This window comes from Streptomyces sp. NBC_01446 (genome assembly GCF_026340095.1).
Taxonomy (GTDB): Bacteria; Actinomycetota; Actinomycetes; order Streptomycetales; family Streptomycetaceae; genus Streptomyces; species Streptomyces aureus.
On the sequence record NZ_JAPEPO010000003.1, the window covers coordinates 867614 to 888739 of the forward strand.

Sequence of the window (21126 nt, forward strand, 5' to 3'; positions counted from 1 at the left end):
GGGATTCTCGCCGTCTGTCAGTGGCCCTTGAAGGCCTCCTCCAGCCACCAGGACCCGTGCTCGGCGGTGACCTTGGCATCGATGAGCAGGGGTGCGGAGCGGGGCCCGGCGGCCCAGTCCCGGACGGGTTCGAGGTCGGCGAGGGTGCGGACGGTGACCGCTTCGAAGCCGTAGCCCCGGGCGATGGCGGCGATGTCTGTGGGCGGGAACACGACCGTGTCCAGGGGGAATTCGCCGGGGCGGAAGTGGTGGACCTCGGCCCCATAGGCGTCGTCGTTGTAGACGACGACCACCATCGGCAGGCCCAGGCGGCGGACTGTGTCCAGTTCTACGGCGCTCATCAGCGCGCCGCCGTCCCCGAGGGCGGCGACGGGCAGCCGGTCGGGCCGGGCCAGCGCCGCTCCGATGGCCGTCGAAAGGCCCAGGCCGATGGATTGGAAGGCCTGAGTGAAGCACAGGCTGTTGTGGTCGGGCACGGACAGGAACATGGAGGGGTAGCCCATGAAGTTCCCGGAGTCCACTCCGATCACGCGCTCGGCGGGCAGCAGGTCGTCCAGCGCGATGCTCAGGGTGCGTGGGTCGATGCGCTCCTGGCTGCTCTCGTCCACGTAGGACACGTCCCGCCAGCGCACGCGTGCGGCGATGGCCTCTCTGATGGTGGGGCTGCGGTAGCCAGGTCGCTGCCCTCCGCTCGACTCGAGGGCGCGCCGTGCGGTGCGTTCGACATCTCCGGTGACGCCGAGGTGGACGGTGCGGTGCCTGCCGAGGGCGGCGGGGTCGTCGTCGACCTGGACGACGGTGGTCTCCGGGCCGATCAGCCGGCCCTGCCGCATCGTCCACATGTTCAGGGCGCAGCCCCAGCCCACGATCACATCCGCGCCCCGTACCAGTTCCGCGGTCAGGGGCGAGGAGAAGCCGCCGGACACGTCGATCGACCACGGGTTGTCGTGGAACAGCCCGCGGGCGACGGCAGAGGTGGCCAGGAGCGCGCCGTGCCGCTCGGCCAGCGCTGTCAGGGCGTCGCGCCCGTGGGGCGTGCGCGCGCCCCGGCCGGCAACGAAGACGGGGCGCTCCGCACGTTCCAGGGTCTGCACCAGTTCGGCGACGGCGTCCGACTCGGGCTCGACCGGGGGCCGTTCGGGCGGCGGGGAGACGGGTGTGCCTTCGGGGGCGTCCAGGGCCTGGATCTCCAGCGGGAGATTGAGCAGCACCGTACGGCGCTCGTGCAAGGCCCGGCGCACGGCGCCGCATGCCTGCTCGACCGCGTCCTCGGCCGAGGTCACGCGCGTGCTGACCGCGCCCACCGAGTGCGCCAGCGCGTCCTGGTCGACGTAGAAGTTCGAGGTGGTCTCAGTGGTCTCCGCCGCGAGGACGAGCAGCGGGGTGCGGCTCTTGGCCGCCTCGCCGATACCGGTCAGCGCATTGGTCAGCCCGCACCCCTGGTGCACCGACAGCGCCGCCACCTTGCCGCTCATGCGGGCATAGGCATCGGCCATCGTCGCCGCCCCGCCTTCATGGCGGGCCGCGACAAACCGGGCGCCGGCCGCGACCAAGGCGTTGGTCAGATGGAAGTTCCCCGAACCGACCACACCGAAGACGTGATCGACGCCGGCCGCCGCAAGGGCCCGGCCGACCGCTTCTGCGACCTTCATGCACCCTCCACCAGCGCGAGCACGCGGGCGGGGGCGCCGGATCCGGTGACGATGGGCAGCGGTCCGGCCAGGACGACGGCGCCGGTCGGCGGCAGCGCGGCGAGGTTCTGAAGCTGCGTCAGGCCGTACTTGCCGCTGCCCATCAGGAAGGAATGGCACGGGAAGGCCGGATCGAAGCCCGGAGCCTGACCGGCGTCGGTGCCCACCGTCTCGACCCCGAGGCCGATCACGGGCGAGTCCTCGGCAACCCAGCGGGCACACTCCGCCGAAAGCCCAGGAGTGTGCGGGCCCTTCTCATCGGCGTTGAGGAACTCCTGCTGAGCGTGCGAGCGGTCGTCCCATCCTGTGCGCAGCAGTAGCCAGCCCCCGTCGGGCAGTGGCCCGTACTGCGCTTCCCATGCCTTCACGTGGTCGACCTCGACCAGGAAATCGGGGTTCGCGGCCGCCTCGGCGGAGAAGTCCAACACGGCTGCCGGGGCGATCAGTTGATGCGCGGGCACGGATGCCACGTCGGCGAGTCCCCGCCCGGTGATCCAGTGATTGGGTGCGTCGAAGTGCGTGCCGGTGTGCTCGCCGCTGCGGAAGTTGTTCCAGTACCAGGCAGGTCCCCGGTCGTCGTAGCGGCTGATCTCCTCCAGTTCGAAGACCGCGGTCTGACCGAACTGGGCGGGCAGTTGGAGCACCGGCGTGGAGGACGACAACGGCGCCGTGAGGTCGACGACCTCGATCGAACCACTGCGCAACGCGGACGTCAGCGCGGCGAGGACGGAGGGGTGGGACATCATGGCCTCCTGCAGATGGGGGCTGATCCGCGACGATCATAGTGCTGGTGCAGGCGTTACAGAGGGCGGCACCACAGGTACGGCAAGCCGTAGGCGCAGCTATCTGCTATCTGTCCAAGGCAGACAGGTGCGCGAGGCCGGTCTCGTTCATGATGCGCTCGACCGTGGCATCGAGCTGGCTGTCGGTACCGATCACCGACTCCAAGCCGCCGGGGAGCAAGTCCCGCTCCCGGTACCAGTCGCGCAGGTGCCGCTCAGTGACCTGGGCCAGGTACTCGCGATCGGCTTTCGACCGGTGCCGAACCAGCGTCTCCTCGAGAGAGACATCGAGGTAGTAACAGCGGGAGACACCACGATGGGCACCGACCAGGCCGGCGACCATGTCGCCGTAGCGGTCGGCGTACAGGATTCCCTCGACCACCACGTGGTAACCGGCATCGAGCGCGTAGCGGGCGACCGTGTCGATCAGGCCGATGTTGGCGCCGCCGGGCACGTCCCGCTCGCGCAGCACGATCCGACGTAGGTTGTCCTGCCCCACCAGGGCCAGGCCCCGCCCGAAGCGGTTCCGGATCCCGGCCGCCACCGACGACTTGCCGGACGCCGAGTTCCCTCGCACCACTACCAGCCGGGTCTCTGCAGTTCCCACACTCACGCGCAGAACCGTAGCCGCCTCCGACAGACGCGGCCACGCGGAATGGGGCATTACTCTGGCCGCATGAGAAGTGGGTCTCGCCCACGTGACGGACGAGGGAGAAGCGGACTCCCGCGTCATCCGGTGGCGGGCCGGCCACGAGAAGTCCTGGCTCGGCGAGGAGATGCGAGCGCGGCGTCGGAGGACCCCTGCTGAAGAGCCGCTCCGGGGAGCAGCGAGGAGGGGTGCGATATGCGCGGAGCGCCAGGCGTCAGGCGCGGAGGCGAGGGCAGGGGCACGGGCAGGGTGACCGTCGCCGTGCTGACCGTTCTCCTTACGGCTGGGGGATGCGCCACGGGCTCCGGCGGCACGGCCGACTCCAGTGGCAAAGACGTCCCGCCGAAGGCCTCAGCAGGCTCTCTCACCTGGGAGTTCGAGCACATCGCGGACTTCAGCGGAAAGATCACCGATGTTGCCGCCCTGGCCAAGGACGACGTGTGGGCGGTCGCGACCGAGAACAACGGTGAGTCCAATGCCCACCTGCTGCACTACGACGGTACGCACTGGAAGCGCGAGTCCCTGCCCGAAGCCCTCGGCACCAGCCTCTACCCGCCCGCCCTCGAAGAGGTCGGTGAGAAGACATTGTGGCTGCGGCCGCAGACCGCTGAAGATGCCTCTGCCGTGAACCGCTGGGCACAGTGGGACGGCAGCCGCTGGTCGCCGGTGCCGAACCCCCCGCCAGGCAGTGCCGGTGACTTCGAGGCCACAGGCCCGGACGACATCTGGACCCTCGACGCCGCCAAGCAGACCGCCCAGCACTGGAACGGCACCCGCTGGACCACGACCCGACTGCCTTACGGAACCTCCGACCTGGCGATCGTTGGACCGGCCGATGTCTGGGCGGTCGGCAGCCGCTCAACGGGGCCAGGCACCGAACTGGGCACCGGCGAGGGCTACAGCCAGCCCGCCTCGATGCACTGGGACGGTACGTCCTGGAAACCGGTGGACACCCCACAGGCCCACTTCAAGGACCCCGTCCCGCCGGAACCCAGTGCTGTCCTCAGCCAGGTCTTCGCCCTCGACAGTGGTGAGATCCGCGCGTACGGCATCAACAGCTTCAACCACGGCGAGGTCGACAACGAACCCGCGGACCAGTTCCTCCGGCTGCGCTGGGACGGCTCCACGTGGGTCGAGCAGGAGCCCGCGCCGGGCGGTTGCGCTCTGCGCACGCCGGTCGCTCAGGACGACAAGGGCCTTTTCCTGGACGGCAATTGGTACCTCACCGACGACGGCGCATGCGTGAAGATCGAGCGCCACCGCCTCCCCCTGTCGACCGGCGCCCGCAAAGGATCGAACCAGTCCCTGTGGCTCGAGGAGATCCATCGGGTGCCCGGCACCGGCGAATGGCTCGGTGCCGGACACGTCCAGGTCAACCAATCCGGTGACCCCTTCGGCGCCCCCGTCGTCGTACGCCTCAAGCGGGGCGGCTGACCTCCTCGACCACCTGAAGCGGCCGAGGCTCCGGCGCGGTTCAGCCTCGGGCTTTCACCAGGGGCGCTGTCCGGTAAGTGATCGCCCGTCAGGACAGGATCTCGACGTACCCGTCGGTTCCGTGCACGCGGATCCGCTGCCCGTCCCGGATGAGCCGGGTGGCGTGCTCCACGCCCACGACGGCCGGCAGGCCGTACTCCCGGGCGATCACCGCGCCATGGGTCATCAGGCCGCCCACCTCCGTCACCAGGCCCGCGATGCCGACGAACAGCGGCGACCAGCTGGGGTCCGTGAAGGCCGTGACCAGGATGTCGCCCGCTTCGAGATCGGCCTCCGCCATGTCGAGGATGACGCGGGCGCGCCCCTCGATGGTCCCGGCGGAAACCGGAACGCCGATCAGGGCGCCGGCCGGCACGTCGTCACGCCGGTACGCCCCGGTGAGTGCCTCGCCGTCCGAGGTGAGCACCCGGGGCGGTGTGAGCGCGTGGTACGACCTGAACGCCTCCTTGCGCCGCTGGATGAGCTGGTCGTCCATCTGGTGTGAGCGCGCGGCGTCGTGGAGTTCCTGGAAGGTGAGGTAGAAGGCGTCCTCCTTCTCAGGAAGCACGTCGGCCTGCACCAGTCGCTCGGCCTCCGCCAGCAGGGCCTGCTTGTAGACGAAGTAGCGGCTGATGATGCCGTATTTGGGGTACTCCCGGTACCCGATGAAGGTTCTGACCCGGTCGATCATCCCCTTGACCTCGTCGGCTTTCCGGTCCCCGTCCGGCAGGGCCCGCAGGCACGTCAGCACGTCCTGTTCCTTCTTCTGCGCCTTCTGCCGCCCTTGCTCGAAGCGCCGCTCGGCGGCGCCCGGCTCGAAGTTCCTGACGTTGTCGAGGATCACGGGCACCAGTGTGCTGGGGCGCTCGCGCCAACGTGGCCTCGTGATGTCGATCTCGCCGACGCAGCGCATGCCGTACCGGTCGAGGTAGGCCTCGATCGCGTCGCGCGCCTCGGTCCCGCCCGCGAGCTTCGCCAGTTCGTCCAGGAAGTCATCGCCGTCGACGCCCTGCAGGAACGCCACCACCTCCGACTTCGGGCGGATCACGTCCGCGACGTCGAGCAGCGCAAGTCCCATCTCCGACGTGATGTTGTCGGGGGCGGACAGCGTCAGCGTGTCAGCGACGTTCTTCTCGCCGAGCCACTCCTGCAACTTGTCGTTGAGCCACCAGGTGGCCTCCATCCCCGCCTTGATCGCCTTGATGCTCAGCGGATCGCTGAGCACTCGCTTGTGCTCCTCGAAGGCCTCCAGCAGGAAGTCGAAGAGTGCTGGTCCGGTCTTCGTCCGGATGTCGCGCTCCAGGCCGGCGATGGACGCCCGGCTGCGCTCGATGAGCTCGGCGACGACGGCCGGATCGGTGTCGATCGGGGCGGACGCACCGCCGGCCGGCGGCCCGCCGGGGCCCGCGTCCGGGAGGGACGGGACGAAACCGTCGCGGTCGAGGACGGTCTCCAGAGCGTGCCTGATCAGCGGATCACCCTTCCCCATGGCCTCCAGGAGGCCGGCGCGGCTCGCGGGTGAGGCCAGGCGCCGGGTGACGTCGACGAACAGCCTCCCGCCGGCCTCGTGCATCGGCACCATCGCCGTCAGCTGCCACATGGAGAACCCCAGGGGCTTCATGGGGTCGGTCATCATCTGCCCGTGTCCGACGGAGACGTAGACGTGGTTCTCCTGGTCTCCGCTCTCGGGGATGGGGAACAGCGTCGTGATCGGCCGGCTCTGCACGATCTGGAATCCACCATCGACCAGGCACCATTCGATGTCCTGCGGACGGCCGAAGTGCGCTTCGATCCGCCGCCCGAGCTGCACGAGCCGTACGGCCTGCGCATCCGTCAGCGCCGGCTGCCCCTGCAGCTGCGGTGCGATGGCCACTTCCTGCGTCCCGCCGGCCGGCAGGGCGTGAATGGCACGCTGTTTGGCGGCGATCGTCTTGTTCACGACTTCGCCGTCCCGCACCTTGAAGACGTCCGGGTTCACCAGGCCGGAGACCAGGGCCTCGCCGAGGCCGAAGCCGGAGTCCACGGTGGCGACCTTCCGGTTGCCCGTGACGGGGTCGGCCGTGAACAGGATGCCGGACGCATGCGGGATGACCATCTGCTGCACGACCACGGCCATGTGGACCGTACGGTGGTCGATGCCGTTGCGCTGGCGGTAGGTCACGGCCCGCTCGGTGAACAGCGAGGCCCAGCACCGGCTGACGTGCTGGAGGATCGCCGTCGGCCCCACGACGTTCAGGTACGTGTCCTGCTGGCCGGCGAAGGAGGCCGTCGGCAGGTCCTCTGCCGTCGCGCTGGATCGGACGGCGTAGGCGGTCTGCTCGCCGAGCCGGGCGAGCGCGTGCGTGATCGCCGCCGCGAGATCGCCCAGGATGGCGATCCCTTCGATGGTCCGGCGAATCTGGGCGCTGAGCGTGCGGATCGCCTCCCGGTCGTCGGGGTTCAGGCGCGACAACCGGTCGAGCTGATCGTCGATCGACGGTGCTTCCTCGATGACCCGCCGGAAGGCCTCCGTCGTCACGCAGAAGCCACCCGGCACGCGGATGCCTTCGATCCGCGACAGCCCGCCCAGGTGAGCGCCCTTGCCGCCGACGACCGCGACCTGCGTCTCGTCAATGTCTTGAAGATCCAACACGTACTGCTCAATCACTGCGTTACCTCCGAGGCAGCCGTGCTGCGTTGCACTGCGGTGGCCGGTCGAATCACCGGCACCTCCCACTCTGTCGAACTTCTTGTCGCGCACGTCCTCATCCCCGCTTGCGTTTCCTCCGACGAGTCGGCCGGGCCTTTCCACCCAGTCGGGCAGCACGCACCCCCGCACCTCCGCGCCGGGCACGCGCAACCGCACTGCCGGTCCCGCCACTGGTTCGACGTCACCGCGCCCCCGTACGTCGACACCAACACACGCACGTCGTGCCCCATCTCCGCAGGTTGTGGCGTCGGCCGACGATTGTGCGCCATGACCCGGGCCTTGCGGCAAGCCCCCCAACGCGCTATAAGTTGAGAGTGGCAAGGAGAGAACTCTCCTTGCCTTTGTCTTTGCCCCCTGCCGTGCGCCGGGACTGACAAGCTTCCCGCGAACCGGCGGCGCACCGCGTACGGCGGAGCGCGCCGTTGGCCCCAGCGGATCTCCCAGCGGCCTGCGGGACGGACGTCAGCCTCTGCGGCGCCCCTGGGGTGATCGGCATCGTCGCGCTTCAGGCGACCGCCAGCATCTCGATCGTCACGTTCTTCCCTGCGCCACCGCCAGGGTGCCTCGATCCCCCGCAGCCGCCGCCGTCGGGGCGGTCCATGGCCGGCCGCTGGAAGGAAGCCGAGCCGCCGGACCAGCTGCCTGCCGCCGTTCTTGGCAACTGCGGATTCCCGGCCCGGACGATCCGCGGGGCCCGTCCCGTCGGCCTCGTGAACACCATGGTCAGGCTGGCTCTTGACTCTGTATCAGGTCGATGAGGCCAAGAGGCGGAATGCGAGAACCGTAGTCAGGAGGCTTGACGCCAGGGCGGTGACAAGCTGCCCGCGAGCGCCCGTCAGGGCTCGGCCGAGCAGTGCACCCCCACCGGCGAGGAGCAGTTGCCAGCTGGCGGACGCGGCGAAGGCGGCAAGGACGAAGGCGGCCTGCTCCAGGCGGGTCGGCGCCGATGCGGCTTGGCCGCCCAGTACCAGCGCCACGAAGTAGATCACCGTCAGTGGGTTCATCATCGTGATCCCGCAGAGCCCCAGATAGGCGCGGGCTGCGCTGACTGGTACCCCCTCGTCCGCCGAGGAGGGCGCGTGACGTCTGCGGTACTTCCTCGCAGCCGCGACACCGCTTCGGGCCGCCAGCGCGACGAGCACCAAGGCCGATACCCAGCGCAAGGGCACCAGCACCGGCTGGATTGTGCGTGCAAGTGCCGAACCCCCGGACCTCGGCGATCAGGGCGTACAGGCCGTCTGCGGTGGCAACCCCGAGTGCGGCACAAGCGCCGATCTTCAATGCCGTCCGCGCTGTGAGGGCCACCAGATATGTCGCGACAGCTCCCACCGGCATGGCGATGCCATAACCGGCAAGGAGTCCCGCGACCAGCGCGGCGCTCACGACCGCAGGAGAATCGGCCTCCGCGATCGGTTGGGCTGCTGCTGAACTCGCCCGCGTCGAGCGGAGGGAGCCGGCGGCAGGGAGGCGTTGATTGCGGTCATCGGATACCTCCGTGGATACTCCGCCCTTCAGGGTGGAGAGGATTCGGACTCCTGCGGGGCAGGGCAGTGGGCTGTGATGCGCTGCCAGGGCGGATCGCAGTGCTCTGACCCACGGGTTTGAACGTCACGTGTGGCGACGCTAATTTGTGAGCGTGACCACGAGCCAGGTGAGGCGGGCGTTCAAGTACCGCTTCTATCCGACGGATGCGCAGGCAGCGGAGCTGTCGCGCACGTTCGGATGTGTGCGGAAGGTCTACAACTTGGCGCTTGCCGCTCGAACCGAAGCGTGGGCGAGGCAGGAGCGGGTCAACTACAACCAGAGCTCCGCGATGCTGACGGCGTGGAAGCAGACCGAGGAACTGGCGTATCTGAACGAGGTGTCGTCGGTCCCGCTCCAGCAGGCCTTGCGGCACCTGCAAGTGGCGTTCACGAACTTCTTCGGCAAGCGGGCCAGATACCCGCGCTTCAAGAGCCGGAAGAAGTCGCGGAAGTCCGCCGAGTACACCGCCTCGGCGTTCCGTTTCAGGGACGGTGAGCTGAGACTGGCGAAGATGAGCGAGTCCCTGCGCATCGTGTGGTCGAGACCGCTGCCGGACGGTGCGAGTCCTTCCACGGTGACCGTGTCGCAGGACGCGGCCGGACGCTGGTTTGTCTCCCTGTTGTGCGACGACCCCAGCATCAAGCATTTGCCCACCACGGATGCCGCCATCGGCATCGATGCCGGTCTCGACCACCTCCTGACCTTCTCGACGGGCGAGAAGATCGCCAACCCGAGGCACGAGCGCCGCGACCGGGTCGCACTTGCGAAAGCTCAGCGCAGGCTGGCGAAGAAGGCCAAAGACTCGGCGAACCGGACCAAGGCCCGGCATAAAGTGGCCAAGATCCATGCCCGGATCGCGGACCGCCGACGCGACACCCTGCACAAGATCACCACTCGGCTCGTGCGTGAAAACCAAACGCTCGTGATCGAGGACCTGACCGTGCGCAACATGGTCAAGAACCGGAAACTGGCCCGCGCCATCTCGGATGCGGCGTGGTCTCAGTTCCGGAGCATGCTGGAGTACAAGGCCGCCTGGTACGGGCGTGAGGTGATCGCCGTCGACCGGTGGTTCCCCTCCTCGAAACTGTGCTCCTCCTGCGGCACCTTGGCTGACGAGATGCCGCTCAGCGTCCGCGCGTGGACGTGTGAGTGCGGCATGACCCATGACCGGGACGTGAACGCAGCGAAGAACCTTCTGGCCGCCGGGCGGGCGGTTACAGCCTGCGGAGCTGGTGTAAGACCTCAACGGAGCTCTCCGGGCGGGCAGTCGGCGATGAAACAGGAAATCTCACGGCGCGAGCCGTAAGAATCCCCACCCTTCAGGGAGGGGAGCGTCAAGAGCCGATACTGCGAGTCGCGTCGCGCGACGCCGCGCGTGCAACCCAATTCGCCGTCCGCCAGCCCCACCAGAGGAACCTTCGACCGCGTGGGGTGAGATGGGCAGGAAGCCATAGGCGTCGTTGCGTCGCCCCGCGCGGTTCGGGGCCGCCAACGCATGAGCCACGTCCTGGCATCGGACGGCCGGGAGTGGGCCACGTACCGATCGGCCTCCAAGCGCTGCGTCTACGACTCGCTCTCCTGCGGATGCGCGGCGCGCCATGCCGCCATCGACACGTCCCACTCGTCGCCGGACAGCGCGGTCAGCGACGCCGGGAAGAGGCCGTCCTCCTCCTTGGCGATGTGGTGGTGCAGTTCGTCGGCCGCCGCCTTGAACCGGCCTGCGTCGGTGGGGTCCGTGAGATCGAGGGCGGGCAGCAGGGCGGCGAGCTCACGGTGCTCGGCGACCAGCGCGTCAATGTAGTCCGTGTACTCCGGATCGTCCCGCATCACCGCGAACAGGCCGTTCTCCTCGCCCTGTCAGTGCGTGGCCAGCTCCCGTGACATCACCTCGGTCAGCTCCCGCGCGGCCGCCGTGTCACCACGTTCCAGAGCCCGCACCGCATCCCCCGCGGCGTCGGTGACCTTCTCATGCTCGGCAATGAACTCCTTGATCAGCGGGATCTCACGGCAACCGCAGTAGTGACACATGCGCCCATCACAGACGCTCATGCCCGACTTCCGGCACCGTCAGCGCGGACGCCGCTCCCGAGCTCACTCATGTGCCCCTGCCAACGCCCGGTGCGAGCAGACCGGTCGGCACCATCACCGCCGGAGGGCCTCCGCGAGGATCTGCACCAGGTGGCGGCTGTCGAGGCCGGCGAGGTCGCGTACCTGTGTGCGGCAGGAGAAGCCGTCGGTCGTGATCCGCCGGTCCGGGCTGTCGGACGCCTTGGCGGGAATGCCGTCTTGTGCGACCTTCCCGGAGAATGATCTGCTGCGTGGATCAGCGTGGAGACCACCACTGCAGCGAACGCAAAGGCCGAGCAGGGAGCTGAGGCGATGACGCCCACGCACGCACCGGGCCCGCCGGCCGCCGTGGTCATTCAGAACACCAGGAGCGGCGGTCCCGGCCGGGTCGGGGCGTGGCTGCGCGAGGCGGGAATCGGCCTCGAAGTGCTGCGCCCCTACGAGGGTGAGGCCCTGCCCCAGAAACTCGACGGAAGGCCTCTCCTCGTGCTCGGCGGCGGCTTCCTGCCGGACGACGACGAGCGCGCGCCCTGGCTCCCGGCCACCCGCCGCCTCGTCACGCAGGCGCTGGACGACGGCACTCCCGTCCTCGGTATCTGCCTCGGCGGCCAGTTGATCACTCAGGTCGCGGGCGGCAGGGTACGGGCGCGTCACGGGCAGCCCGAGTTCGGCAGCACTCAGATCCGGCTTCGCCCCGAAGCCTCCGACGATCCGCTGTTCTACGGGCTCGGCGCGACGGTTCCCGCGATCGAGCGGCACGTCGACGCGATCACCGAACTCCCGCCGGGTGCTTCCTGGTTGGCGTCCAGCGCGGCCTGTCCCCACCAAGCGTTCCGGGTCGGGGCACGTGCCTGGGGTGTGCAGTTTCACCCGGAGGCGGAGGCCGGGCGCATCGCCGGTTGGGACCGGGAGCGGCTGGCCCAGCAGGGTTTCGACAGGGACCGGCTGCACGCCGAGGCCGTGGCCGACGAGGGCGCGGCGGTCTCGGCGTGGTCGGTGTTCACACGGAGGTTCGCTCAGGTGTGCGCGAGGCTGCCGTGACCGGCCGCGGGGCGGGCTCGGGTGCGGGGGCCCGGCGCCGCCGTCCCAACGACGTGATGACGCTGGTGAGTACGCCCGCGAGCAGCCCCCAGAACGCGGACCCGATACCGAGCAGCGTCACACCGGAGGCCGTGGCGAGGAAGGTGACGACGGCCGCCTCCCTGGACTTGGGGTCCGACAGGGCACTGGCCAGGGCCGCCTCGATCGTGGCGAGCATGCCGACCCCGGCGACGGCCAGGACGAACGCGTGCGGCATCGCGGTGAGCAGCGAGGCGACGGTCGCGCCGAGCAGGCCGACGCAGAGATAGAAGACGCCCGCCCACACAGCCGCGAGATAGCGCCGCTGCCGGTCGGGGTGGGCCCCGTCGCCGGTGCAGATCGCGGCGGTCATCGCCGCCAGGTTCATGCCGAACGCTCCGAACGGCGCGAGCACCGCCTGCACGGCGCCCGTCCACGTCAGGACGGGCGAAACAGGCACTTCGTAGCCGGACCCGCGCAGCACGGCGACGCCCGGCAGATTCTGCGAGGCCATGGTGACGACGAACAGCGGCACGCCGACGCTGACCAGCACCTTCCAGTCGAACTCGGGAGCCGTGAACACCGGCTGCGCGAGCGACAGTCGGACGCGTTCAACATGCCAGCCCCCGGTGAGGACGGAGGCGACGACTCCGCCGCCGAGCGCGATGAGGACCGCGTAGCGGGGCAGCAGCCGACTCGCGAAGAGATACAGCACGAACATTGGGAACGCGATGGTGAAACTGCCGCCCATCTGGGAAAAGAGCCCCGTCCCGAACTCGAGCAGCACACCGCCGAGCAGCGCCGACGCCATCGGCACCGGGATCCGGTCCATGATCCGTGCGAACCACCCCGTCAGACCGCTCACCATGATCAGCACGGCGCTGAACACGAACGCACCCACGGCCTTCTCCATGGACACCCCGCTCAGGCTCGTGGCGAGGAGCGCGGCTCCGGGCGTCGACCAGGAGGTGACGATCGGGGCCTTGTACCGCAGCGACAGACCCGCGCAGGTCACGGCGATCCCCACGCCGAGTGCAAGCATCCATGAAGAGACCTCCCGCGCGTCCGCCCCCGCGGCCCGCGCCGCGGTGAACACGATGGCGGCGGCACTGGTCACGCCGACGGTGACCGCGATGAGCCCAGCCGCCACGGCCGAGGGCGGAGCGATGGCGCGTATGCGGGCGAGCGGGGACATGGGGGCATCACTTCCGGAGGGGGCGGGGCAATTCCAAGCGTCCGCGAACAGAGCGTTCTGTTTATGGAACACTAAGGACGCAGGTGGCAGCACGTCAAAGCGCCTGCCGGCGCAGAAACGGACGGAACCGGGCGGATGGGTCTGAACTACGAGGTGGGGCGCAGGCTTAAACGGCTGCGGCAGGACGACGGTCTGTCCCTGTCGGAGCTCTCGCGCCGCTCGGGCGTCGGCAAGGGCACGCTCTCGGAACTCGAGACGGGCCAGCGCAACCCCACCCTGGAAACGCTCTACGCCCTGACCACCGCGCTCGGCCGCCCGCTCAGTGCCGTCCTCGACGATCCGGCCCCCGGCGTCGCGGCGGGCGCGGGCGGAGTCTCCGGCAGCGCCGTCACCGCGGTTCTCCTGGAGCGGTACGAGGACGAGGCCGCGGCCACCGACGTCTTCCGCGTCACCATCGCCGAGGGCGCGACCCAGGAGTCGGCCGCGCATGTCCCGCACACCACGGAGAGCCTGATGGTGCTCTCCGGAACGGCGGTAGTCGGCCTGCCGGACGCGCCGCAGACAGCCGGGCCCGGCGGCCACGCCCACTGGCCGGCCGACGGCCCGCACTTCTACAGCGCACCGGACGGCGAGGTCCAGGGCGTCCTCTTCGTCCGGTACCCGAAAGGTCGGTCGCTGCCGTGATCCAGAACCCGCCGACGTGTCGACGACCAGGGCCGACGCAGTCAGTCCCGTCGGCGTCGCCGGAAGAGTGGAATGTGCTGAGCTGGAAGAACCAGGACGATGCTCTCGCGGGCCTCGGCCACGCCTAGCCGTGCGGCAGTCGCTCCTCGGGATATGCGGCGCACGTGGACAAGTACCTTGTGCGGGTGGTCAGTTGGTGGTCTCCTCCAGGGCCAGGACGTGCTCGACCAGGGAGATCAGGACGTCCTTGCCGGACTCCCGGTCGCGTACGTCGCACAGCATCACCGGGGTGTCGGCGGTCAGGTCGAGGGCGCGCGCCACCGCTCCTTGGCTGTGCGTGCGTATGCCGTCGAAGCAGTTCACGGCGACGATGAAGGGAATGTCGCGGCTCTCGAAGTAGTCGATGGCGGGGAAGCAGTCCGCGAGGCGCCGGGTGTCGGCGAGGACGACCGCGCCGAGGCAGCCCGTGGCCAACTCGTCCCAGACGAACCAGAAGCGGTCCTGGCCGGGGGTGCCGAAGAGGTAGAGGGCCAGGGTGTCGCGCAGGGTGATGCGGCCGAAGTCCATGGCGACCGTCGTCGTGGACTTCGTGGCCACGCCCTCCAGGCTGTCCACCGGGCGTGAGGCCTCGGTGAGGGGTTCCTCGGTGCGCAGCGGGCGGATCTCACTGACCGACTCCACCAGCGTGGTCTTCCCCACGCCGAAGCCGCCGGCGATCAGGAGCTTGAGAGCGGTGAAGTCGGCGGGCGCCGAGTGCGCGGCGCGGTCAGAGTGCACGGAGGCCATTGATCACTTCTCGCAGGAGGTGGGGGGAGGGAGGTTCTTTCCTGGCGGCGGTGTACTCGGGCGGGGTGATGCGGATCAGCCCCTGGGCGGTGAGGTCGCCGAGCAGGACGCGTACGACACCGAGCGGCAGGCCCGAGTCCGACGCCAAGTCCGCCACCGGGCACGGCCCTTGGGCGCATTGCGCCAGCAGGCTGCGCTGCTCGGGCGGGATCGGGCCGCGCGGGGTGGCGTCCGTGGAGCGGACGATCGCCATCAGATCGACGCGTTCCGCGCCGTTGTCCGTACGCGCGCGGCCGGCGGTCATGGCGTAGAGGCGGACCAGAGGGCCGGCCTCCTCGTCGTAGCGGTCGGCCCAGGGGTCGGGGTCCCGGCGGTCCGGGGCGTCGGTCCGCGGCCGGGGGCCGGGTGGTTGGTCGGTCACGACGTGCCGCCGTCCGGCGTCGGGGCGCCGTCCGTCCTCACGGGTACCGCGAGGTGCTCACGCACGCGCTCGACCAGCAGGGCCATCTCGTACGCCACGAGGCCGATATCGGCGTGCCCGTCGGTGAACACTGCGATGCAGGACCCGTCACCTGCGGCGACCACGAAGAGAAACCCGCCGTGCAGCTCGACCATCGTCTGGACGACGCCGCCCGCGTCGAAGTGGCGGCCCGCGCCCTTGGCGAGGGAGTGGAACCCGGAGGAGATGGCGGCGAAGCGCTCGGACTCGTCACGCCCCAGGCCGCGGGAGGCGCCGACGCACAGGCCGTCGGTGGAAAGCATGACCACGTACCGGACTTCCGCGACACGGTCGACCAGGTCGTCGAGGAGCCAGTCGATACCGCCCGCGCCGCCCGTGCCGTGGTCGTCGGGGTTGTCACCCAGGTTCGTGACGGTGAAGGTCGGGGTCATCGGTTTCGGAGTCCTTCTTCGGTCGCGGTGTGAGGGTGGGGCGCGGCATGCGGGGCGCCGGACGGGCTTCCGGGGCCGGACGGTGTGCCCGGCTCGCCGTGAGCCGCGGACGCGCGGCGCCGGCCGGAGCGCAGGGACGCCATCGTGGCGCGCGCTGCCTCCGGGGATCGGACGGCCGGGTCCTGGGCCGGCGGTGAAGCAGTGCTCGCGTCCTCGTCACCGCGCAGTTCGGGGGCGAGGCTGGCCTGGCGCACCCGGCGTGGCAGACCGTCTTCGGACTCGGAGTCGTGGCTCGAGGTGGCTTCCGCGGTGGGGGCGGGCGAGGACGGCGTCGGCCGGCGGGCCGCGTGGCGGGCATGAGTGGGGACTTGGCGGGGCTCAGGGTGAGCGAGCGGCGGCTCGGTTTCACGCTCCGGCAGGGGGATCGCGTCCTGTTCGGGGCGCTGCTGTGCTGGTCTGGGAACGGTGACCGGAGGCGGGGCCGGTGCGTGAGCGGCCGCCAATGCTCGCGGCTCCGGCGGGGGCAGGGGCCGCAGGCCCGGGTGCGGTGCCTCCAGGAGCTGTTGCGGAAGGAAGACGACGGCGGTGACGCCGCCGTAGACCGAGCGGCGCAGGGTGACGTCCACCTGCTGGCGCTCGGCGAGGCGGTTGACCACGAACAGGCCGAGCCGACGCGAGTCGAGGAGGTCGATGTCCGTGGCCCGGATCTTCTCGTTGGCCGCGGCGAGCGCCTCGTCGCCCATGCCGAGACCGCGGTCCTCGATCTCCAGGACGGCACCCGCCCCGACCTCCTCCCCGCGCACCACCACGGGGGTGTGCGGCGGCGAGAAGGCCGCGGCGTTCTCCGCGAGTTCGGCGATCAGGTGGATCAGGTCGGCGACGGCGGTGCCGGCCAGACTCAGATCGGGGATGTCGTGCAGCTGGACGCGGTCGATGTCGGCGGTCTCCGCGATGCCTGCGCGTACGGCGTCGATCAGCGGGACCGGGTTGCGCCAGGCACGGCCGGGCGCGGAGCCGGACAGGATGAGCAGGGACTCGGCGTGGCGGCGCATCCTGGTCGTCAAGTGGTCCAGACGGAACAGGTCCTCCAGGTCCGAGGGGTTCTCGGTACGGCGTTCCATCGCGTCGAGGAGCTCCAGTTGGCGGTGGAGCAGCACCTGGCTGCGGCGGGCGAGGCTGACGTAGACGCCGGAGACTCCGGTGAGGACGGCGGCGCGGCCCGCGACGGCGCGCAGGGCGGCCCGCTGCACGGTGGTCAGCGCGGCGCCGACCTGGCCGATCTCGTCCCGGATGGGGGTTCGGGCCAGCGGGGCCTCGGCGTCGAGGTCGAGGTCGTCGCCGCTGTGGATGCGGCGGATCGCGGCCGGCAGCCTGGTGGCGGCGAGCTCCAGAGCGGAGTTCCGCAGTCCGGTGAGATCGTCGACCAGGCCGCGCCCGATGCGTACGGAAAGCAGCAGCGAGAGGACCACACCGAGCAGACCGAGGACCACAGCGAGGCCCGAGCTTCCCAGGGTCGCAAGGGAGTACGGCTGCGCGTCGGCGCCCGTGTCGACGGCGCCCCGCTCTGCCGCGGCAAGTCCGGCCAGGGTGTGTCCCGCGACGGAGTGCCAGTCCCCTGCCGGCACGGCGGACACGGCCCCTTCCTCACCGGCGTCGAGGACGGCGTCCTGAGCGGTGGCGAGTTCGGTGGCGTTGCGGGACGCGAGAACGGTGCGGTACCGGGCGGCACCCTCGGCCCGCAGGTCGGGCACCGCGGCCTTGGTGAGCCCGCGCTGCTGGGCGACGTCGCCGATGAACGCCCGGTACTGGGCGGCGGACATCGTGCCGCTCGCCTGCGCGGCACCGAGCACGGCGTCCTGGCGGCTCAACGCCTCGCGGGCACGGGCCAGTTCGAGGACGGTGCGGGTGTCGGAGGCGCGGTCGGGGCGGTCGGCGCCCGCCAGTGCGGCGCGCACCGCAAAGGCCCGGTCGACGGCGGTGCCGTAGCCGGAGAACAACACGGCGGCGGAGTCGTGAGGTGTCTCGCGCTGCTTGGGGAGGGACCCCGCGCTCTTGAGCAGCGCAGTGATCCGGTCGGGCAGCCGGGCGTCGAGGGCCGCGAGATCGGTGCTGCTGGAGCGGATGCCCGCGCGCAGGGCCGTGACGGCCTTGTCCGTGCGGGACTGGGCGGCGTCGAAGTCGCGGCGGGCGGACGCGCCGGGATCGGCCCGGTACTTCAGGGCGGCGGCACGCTCGTCCTGAACCGTGGTGGTGAAGTCCGTGACCGGCTGCACCAGGGCCGAGTTGACCTGCCGCAACTGCTCGGTGGACGAGACCTGTGACGCGGTGGTGACTGCAGCGTGCCCCCACAGGGCCATCAGCGAGAGGACCGGCACCGTCAGAAGGGTGACGACCTTCGCTCGGATCGACTTGGGGCGCCACCGTTCGGGCAGCGGAAAGCGTGCGGACATGACCAGGGATCTCCTTGGCGGTGCAGGAGTGTTGAGGGCGCGCGAAGTGGCGTTCGGCCCGGGAAACGGCGGCGGGGTACGCGCGTGGCGGGAAAGGTGCCGCGGAGATGGCGGAGGCCGCTCAGGGAGTCCGGATCAGGCGACCGGAAGCTCGACCTCGTGCAGCGGTCGGGCCGCGGCCTCGCCCTCGGCGCGCTCCCGCGCCGTCGGGGACAGAGCCACGAAGGCGCAGGTGAGGAAGAGGAAGGAACCGAGGACCACGGCGAGCGGCAGGATGAACGCGGTGGCGCTCGCGCCCGGCAGCGGTGCATCGCCGGCATGCACGTCCACGGTGACCGCGGCCATACCGGTGTAGTGCATGCTGCTCACCGCGAGCCCCATCACGAGGGCGGCGAGGGCGGCGACGGCTGGTCCCCGCACGGAGAGCGCGGCCCACAGCGCCGCGGACGCCGCCGCGATCGCGATGACGACGGAGGCCGTGACGACAGCCGGGTCGTACGAGATCGTGCCGTTGAGCTCTACGGCTGCCATGCCGATGTAGTGCATCGCGGCCACCCCGAGTCCGGTGCCGACGCCACCGAACAGGATGGAGCGCACGCGGGACTTGCCGTATCCGGCGATGAAGACTCCGGCGCCGACTACGGCGATGGCGACGAGGAGGCTCAGCAGGGTGAGCGGGATGTCGTAGCGGATCGCGGTGCCGTCGACGGTGTAGCCGAGCATCGCGATGAAGTGCATGGTCCAGATTCCGGCACCGATCGCGATCGAAGCGCTGACCAGCCAGTTCCTTTTGGACCGTCCCCTGGCTGTCAGGGCGCGCACGGTGCAGCGCAGTCCCAGCGCGGACCCGACGACGGCCATGGCATACGACAGGACCGGCGTCGCCCAGCCTCCGGCCATGTGGTGCATGTGACCCACGGGTTTCCTCTCACTGTCGTGTGTCGGCCCCCCGGCGACCGGGACGCTAGCACGCAGTGGATCTCTGTCCATGGGGCGCGAAACTCGCCCACAGGCGGGTTACTGGACGGTAAAGCCCTGGTTCAACGGCCTTTCGGGCATCGGCCCTTCACTCCTCGCCCACATCGGTGCGACTCTTGTCACGTCACACACCGAAGCTCTTCAGACACCCTGGACGAGACGCCCAGGACCGGATGTCCGGGACATACCCGTTCAACTGAACGCGGGGCTGGTGACGCTGGAGTCGAGACCGGCCGACTCGGCCGCGAGCAGGCGGCAGGAGCCCTGCACTTGCTGTGCACACCCGAGTTCGCCCCCATCACGGAGCAGGCCTTGACGTGCGGCGGCGGCTTCACCGGGTGAAGGCGAAGCCGCCGCCGCGCCGTGGGTCCGTCAGGACGGGCAGCCGGAGTCGGCGATCACGAAGCTGCCGGGCGAGGTTTCCTCCAGGGTGTGGGTGACGTAGAGGTTGTACAGGCCCATGTTCTGGTTGGAGCCGTTGGCATAGACGTAGCCGAGGCTCTGGTGGGCGCGTCCGGCGGCAACCTGGTTGTAGTTGTTGTCGGTGTAGCACTGGTGGGTGGCACCGGTCGTGGTCGCCTGCGCCCCGGTGGAGGACGCGCCTACGGCCCCGGAGCCGTCCACGGCGGCCACGGTGTAGCTGTACGTCGTGCCGGGGGCGAGCCCGGTGTCGGTGAACGAGGTCGAGGAAGGCGAGCCGACCTGGGTGCCGCCGCGGTAGACGCGGTAGGAGGCCGCACCGTCGACGGCGGTCCAGGACAAAGACGCCGAGGTGTCGGTGGTGGCGGTGACGGTGAGCCCGGCCGGGGCGGGCAGGGAGCCGCCGCCGTCGGTGGCGTCGAGTCCCCAGGAGTGTCCGATCCAGTACGAGGCACAGATGTTCATGTCCGGCAGGTACTGGCTCGCCGTGCCGCACTGGGTGGCCCCGGTGCCGGGATCGACGGCCTGGCCGTGGGACATGCCCGTGATGCTGTACGACTCGACGACGGCGCGGCCCGCGGTGTCCTGGTAGACCTTGTGCGGGTAGCCCTGCACGGTGTCGCTGACGTCGGCCGTGGCGTCGGTGCCGTGGACGTTGGTCCACTGCTCCACGAGCTCGGTCATGTTCATCGGCGCGACAGTGGTGTCCTGGGAGCCCTGCCACACCGCCACGGTCGGGTAGGGGCCGCTGTAGCCGGGATCGGCCGCGCGTACCTTGTCGCCCCACTGCTGCGGGGTGAGGTTACTGCCGGGGTTCATGCAGCTCAGGCCCTCGGTGACGGAGCGGGCGCAGTCGAAGGGCAGGCCGGCGGCCACCGCCGCGCCAGAGAAGACGTCCGGGTAGGAGGCCGCCATGACCGCGGTCATCGCCCCGCCCGCGGACAGGCCGGTGACGTAGACACGTGAGGGATCGGTGCCGTAGTCGGCCGCCATCTTGTCGACCATCTGCTTGATGGACAAGGCCTCGCCCTGGCCGCGCGAGAAGTCGGACGACTGGAACCAGTTGAAGCACGAGTTGGCGTTGTTGGCGCTCTTCTGCTGGGGCAGCACCAGCGCGAAGCCCCAGGTATCGGCCCACTTGGTCCAGCCGGTCTCGCCGTCGAACGCCGAGGCCGACTGGGTGCAGCCGTGCATGGCGACCACCAGCGGGCGCCCGGACGGCAGCCCGTCGGGGACATAGCGGAACATCTGCAGACTGCCGGGGTTGGAGCCGAAGCCCGTCACCTCCTGCAGGGACGCGGCTTGCGCCGGCGCCGGGGACAGCAGCCCGAGGATCAGGGCGACCACGGACAGCACCAGCGCGACCGCAGAACCGGAGCGCGACCGCCGTCCGCGGTCGGCAGGCCGCGGCACGCGTCGGAAGGGGCGCCGCGAGGAGTGGGGGGAAGCAGGATGCATCGTGCCACCAGGTGATCGCGAGGGATGGGGAGACGGACAACCCCCGGCCCTGGCCGCCCGGCACCGGACAGCGTTACGTGTCCCAGGAGTTACAGGGAAGCTACGTCCGGCCGATCGGCGACAGTAATGGTGACGCGCCCCACCTCGAAGGGGTGTGGGCTGTGGTCCGTCACCGTTGCGTCACTCGGAGAGCACACGACGGCGGATGATGTGCCGGCTGCCGTCGCATGGGCGTCCCCGAGCCCGTGAGCCCCAGCCCGGGGTCCAACTGCACGACCACTCCTGGTCGTTGCCAGGGTGTCGGCTGACAGCCGGGTCTGCCGGGGCAGC

16 protein-coding genes and 3 pseudogenes are annotated in these 21126 nt (G+C 70.1%); 5 read left to right on the forward strand and 14 right to left on the reverse strand.

The genetic code is table 11. The features are described 5' to 3' along the window. Positions 1-17: 17 nt before the first annotated feature. From OG456_RS48655 to OG456_RS48665, 3 genes are all read right to left on the reverse strand, one after another. Entirely contained in the window at positions 18-1652 is a 1635-nt protein-coding gene (locus OG456_RS48655; protein WP_266571513.1) for a thiamine pyrophosphate-binding protein, read from the reverse strand. Further along, a complete protein-coding gene (locus OG456_RS48660; RefSeq protein WP_266571800.1) occupies positions 1649-2434 on the reverse strand; it encodes a cyclase family protein in 786 nt (261 codons plus the stop codon). Before OG456_RS48660 ends, OG456_RS48655 begins: the two co-directional genes overlap by 4 nt. A 106-nt stretch (positions 2435-2540) precedes the next feature. Continuing rightward, a complete protein-coding gene (locus OG456_RS48665; RefSeq protein ID WP_266571515.1) occupies positions 2541-3137 on the reverse strand; it encodes an AAA family ATPase in 597 nt (198 codons plus the stop codon). Positions 3138-3153: 16 nt separating this feature from the next. On the opposite strand from OG456_RS48665, the pseudogene OG456_RS48670 reads away from it, so the two are divergent. After that, positions 3154-3255 (forward strand): annotated as a pseudogene (locus tag OG456_RS48670) (RNA-binding protein); the annotation flags it as partial. Positions 3256-3317: 62 nt separating this feature from the next. After that, positions 3318-4556, forward strand: a complete 1239-nt coding sequence (locus OG456_RS48675; protein ID WP_266571516.1) for a hypothetical protein — start codon at positions 3318-3320, stop codon at positions 4554-4556. 88 nt (positions 4557-4644) lie between these two features. Here OG456_RS48675 and rph read toward each other — a convergent pair whose 3' ends face one another. Both rph and OG456_RS48685 read right to left on the reverse strand, forming a co-directional pair. After that, entirely contained in the window at positions 4645-7242 is a 2598-nt protein-coding gene (gene rph / locus OG456_RS48680; protein WP_266571517.1) for a rifamycin-inactivating phosphotransferase, read from the reverse strand. Between the two features lie 788 nt (positions 7243-8030). Continuing rightward, a pseudogene (locus tag OG456_RS48685) lies at positions 8031-8667 on the reverse strand (LysE family transporter). Between the two features lie 253 nt (positions 8668-8920). On the opposite strand from OG456_RS48685, the gene OG456_RS48690 reads away from it, so the two are divergent. Next, on the forward strand, positions 8921-10114 hold the full coding sequence (locus OG456_RS48690; RefSeq protein WP_266571518.1) for an RNA-guided endonuclease TnpB family protein: 1194 nt from the start codon (positions 8921-8923) through the stop codon (positions 10112-10114). 257 nt (positions 10115-10371) lie between these two features. On the opposite strand, the pseudogene OG456_RS48695 reads toward OG456_RS48690, so the two are convergent. Together OG456_RS48695 and OG456_RS48700 are read right to left on the reverse strand one after the other, a co-directional pair. Next, positions 10372-10650: pseudogene (locus tag OG456_RS48695) on the reverse strand (hemerythrin domain-containing protein); the annotation flags it as partial. 15 nt (positions 10651-10665) lie between these two features. Continuing rightward, a complete protein-coding gene (locus tag OG456_RS48700; protein WP_266571519.1) occupies positions 10666-10857 on the reverse strand; it encodes a hypothetical protein in 192 nt (63 codons plus the stop codon). A 330-nt stretch (positions 10858-11187) separates the two neighbouring features. Here OG456_RS48700 and OG456_RS48705 point away from each other — a divergent pair, with 330 nt between their 5' ends. Next, positions 11188-11916: a type 1 glutamine amidotransferase gene (locus OG456_RS48705; protein WP_266571520.1), complete on the forward strand. Its 729-nt coding sequence runs from the start codon at positions 11188-11190 to the stop codon at positions 11914-11916. Here OG456_RS48705 and OG456_RS48710 read toward each other — a convergent pair. After that, a complete protein-coding gene (locus OG456_RS48710) occupies positions 11876-13129 on the reverse strand; it encodes a benzoate/H(+) symporter BenE family transporter (protein WP_266571521.1) in 1254 nt (417 codons plus the stop codon). The two genes, OG456_RS48705 and OG456_RS48710, sit on opposite strands and share 41 nt — an antisense overlap. A gap of 135 nt (positions 13130-13264) precedes the next feature. Between OG456_RS48710 and OG456_RS48715 the strand changes: the two genes are divergently transcribed. Further along, positions 13265-13813: a helix-turn-helix domain-containing protein gene (locus tag OG456_RS48715; RefSeq protein ID WP_266571523.1), complete on the forward strand. Its 549-nt coding sequence runs from the start codon at positions 13265-13267 to the stop codon at positions 13811-13813. Between the two features lie 189 nt (positions 13814-14002). Here OG456_RS48715 and OG456_RS48720 read toward each other — a convergent pair whose 3' ends face one another. The 6 genes from OG456_RS48720 to OG456_RS48745 form a co-directional block, all read right to left on the reverse strand. Then, positions 14003-14599 carry an ATP/GTP-binding protein gene (locus OG456_RS48720; protein ID WP_266571524.1) on the reverse strand — a complete coding sequence of 199 codons (597 nt, stop codon included), beginning with the start codon at positions 14597-14599 and terminating at the stop codon, positions 14003-14005. Continuing rightward, positions 14580-15020: a DUF742 domain-containing protein gene (locus OG456_RS48725; protein WP_266571525.1), complete on the reverse strand. Its 441-nt coding sequence runs from the start codon at positions 15018-15020 to the stop codon at positions 14580-14582. The genes OG456_RS48720 and OG456_RS48725 overlap by 20 nt, the downstream gene beginning before the upstream one ends. Further along, on the reverse strand, positions 15017-15490 hold the full coding sequence (locus OG456_RS48730) for a roadblock/LC7 domain-containing protein (protein ID WP_266571526.1): 474 nt from the start codon (positions 15488-15490) through the stop codon (positions 15017-15019). The genes OG456_RS48725 and OG456_RS48730 overlap by 4 nt, the downstream gene beginning before the upstream one ends. Next, on the reverse strand, positions 15487-17940 hold the full coding sequence (locus OG456_RS48735) for a nitrate- and nitrite sensing domain-containing protein (protein ID WP_266571527.1): 2454 nt from the start codon (positions 17938-17940) through the stop codon (positions 15487-15489). Before OG456_RS48735 ends, OG456_RS48730 begins: the two co-directional genes overlap by 4 nt. A 135-nt stretch (positions 17941-18075) precedes the next feature. Further along, entirely contained in the window at positions 18076-18858 is a 783-nt protein-coding gene (locus OG456_RS48740; RefSeq protein ID WP_266571528.1) for an MHYT domain-containing protein, read from the reverse strand. A 432-nt stretch (positions 18859-19290) separates the two neighbouring features. Continuing rightward, on the reverse strand, positions 19291-20697 hold the full coding sequence (locus OG456_RS48745; protein WP_266571802.1) for a PHB depolymerase family esterase: 1407 nt from the start codon (positions 20695-20697) through the stop codon (positions 19291-19293). Between the last annotated feature and the right edge of the window lie 429 nt (positions 20698-21126).

Excerpts from the sequence above, each read along its gene's own strand:
- OG456_RS48655 (WP_266571513.1), bottom strand. The coding sequence starts at position 1,652 with ATGAAGGTCGCAGAAGCGGTCGGCCGGGCCCTTGCGGCGGCCGGCGTC.
- OG456_RS48660 (WP_266571800.1), bottom strand. The coding sequence starts at position 2,434 with ATGTCCCACCCCTCCGTCCTCGCCGCGCTGACGTCCGCGTTGCGCAGT.
- OG456_RS48665 (WP_266571515.1), bottom strand. The coding sequence starts at position 3,137 with ATGCCCCATTCCGCGTGGCCGCGTCTGTCGGAGGCGGCTACGGTTCTG.
- OG456_RS48675 (WP_266571516.1), top strand. The coding sequence starts at position 3,318 with ATGCGCGGAGCGCCAGGCGTCAGGCGCGGAGGCGAGGGCAGGGGCACG.
- OG456_RS48700 (WP_266571519.1), bottom strand. The coding sequence starts at position 10,857 with ATGAGCGTCTGTGATGGGCGCATGTGTCACTACTGCGGTTGCCGTGAG.
- OG456_RS48705 (WP_266571520.1), top strand. The coding sequence starts at position 11,188 with ATGACGCCCACGCACGCACCGGGCCCGCCGGCCGCCGTGGTCATTCAG.
- OG456_RS48710 (WP_266571521.1), bottom strand. The coding sequence starts at position 13,129 with ATGTCCCCGCTCGCCCGCATACGCGCCATCGCTCCGCCCTCGGCCGTG.
- OG456_RS48715 (WP_266571523.1), top strand. The coding sequence starts at position 13,265 with ATGGGTCTGAACTACGAGGTGGGGCGCAGGCTTAAACGGCTGCGGCAG.
- OG456_RS48720 (WP_266571524.1), bottom strand. The coding sequence starts at position 14,599 with ATGGCCTCCGTGCACTCTGACCGCGCCGCGCACTCGGCGCCCGCCGAC.
- OG456_RS48730 (WP_266571526.1), bottom strand. The coding sequence starts at position 15,490 with ATGACCCCGACCTTCACCGTCACGAACCTGGGTGACAACCCCGACGAC.
- OG456_RS48735 (WP_266571527.1), bottom strand. The coding sequence starts at position 17,940 with ATGTCCGCACGCTTTCCGCTGCCCGAACGGTGGCGCCCCAAGTCGATC.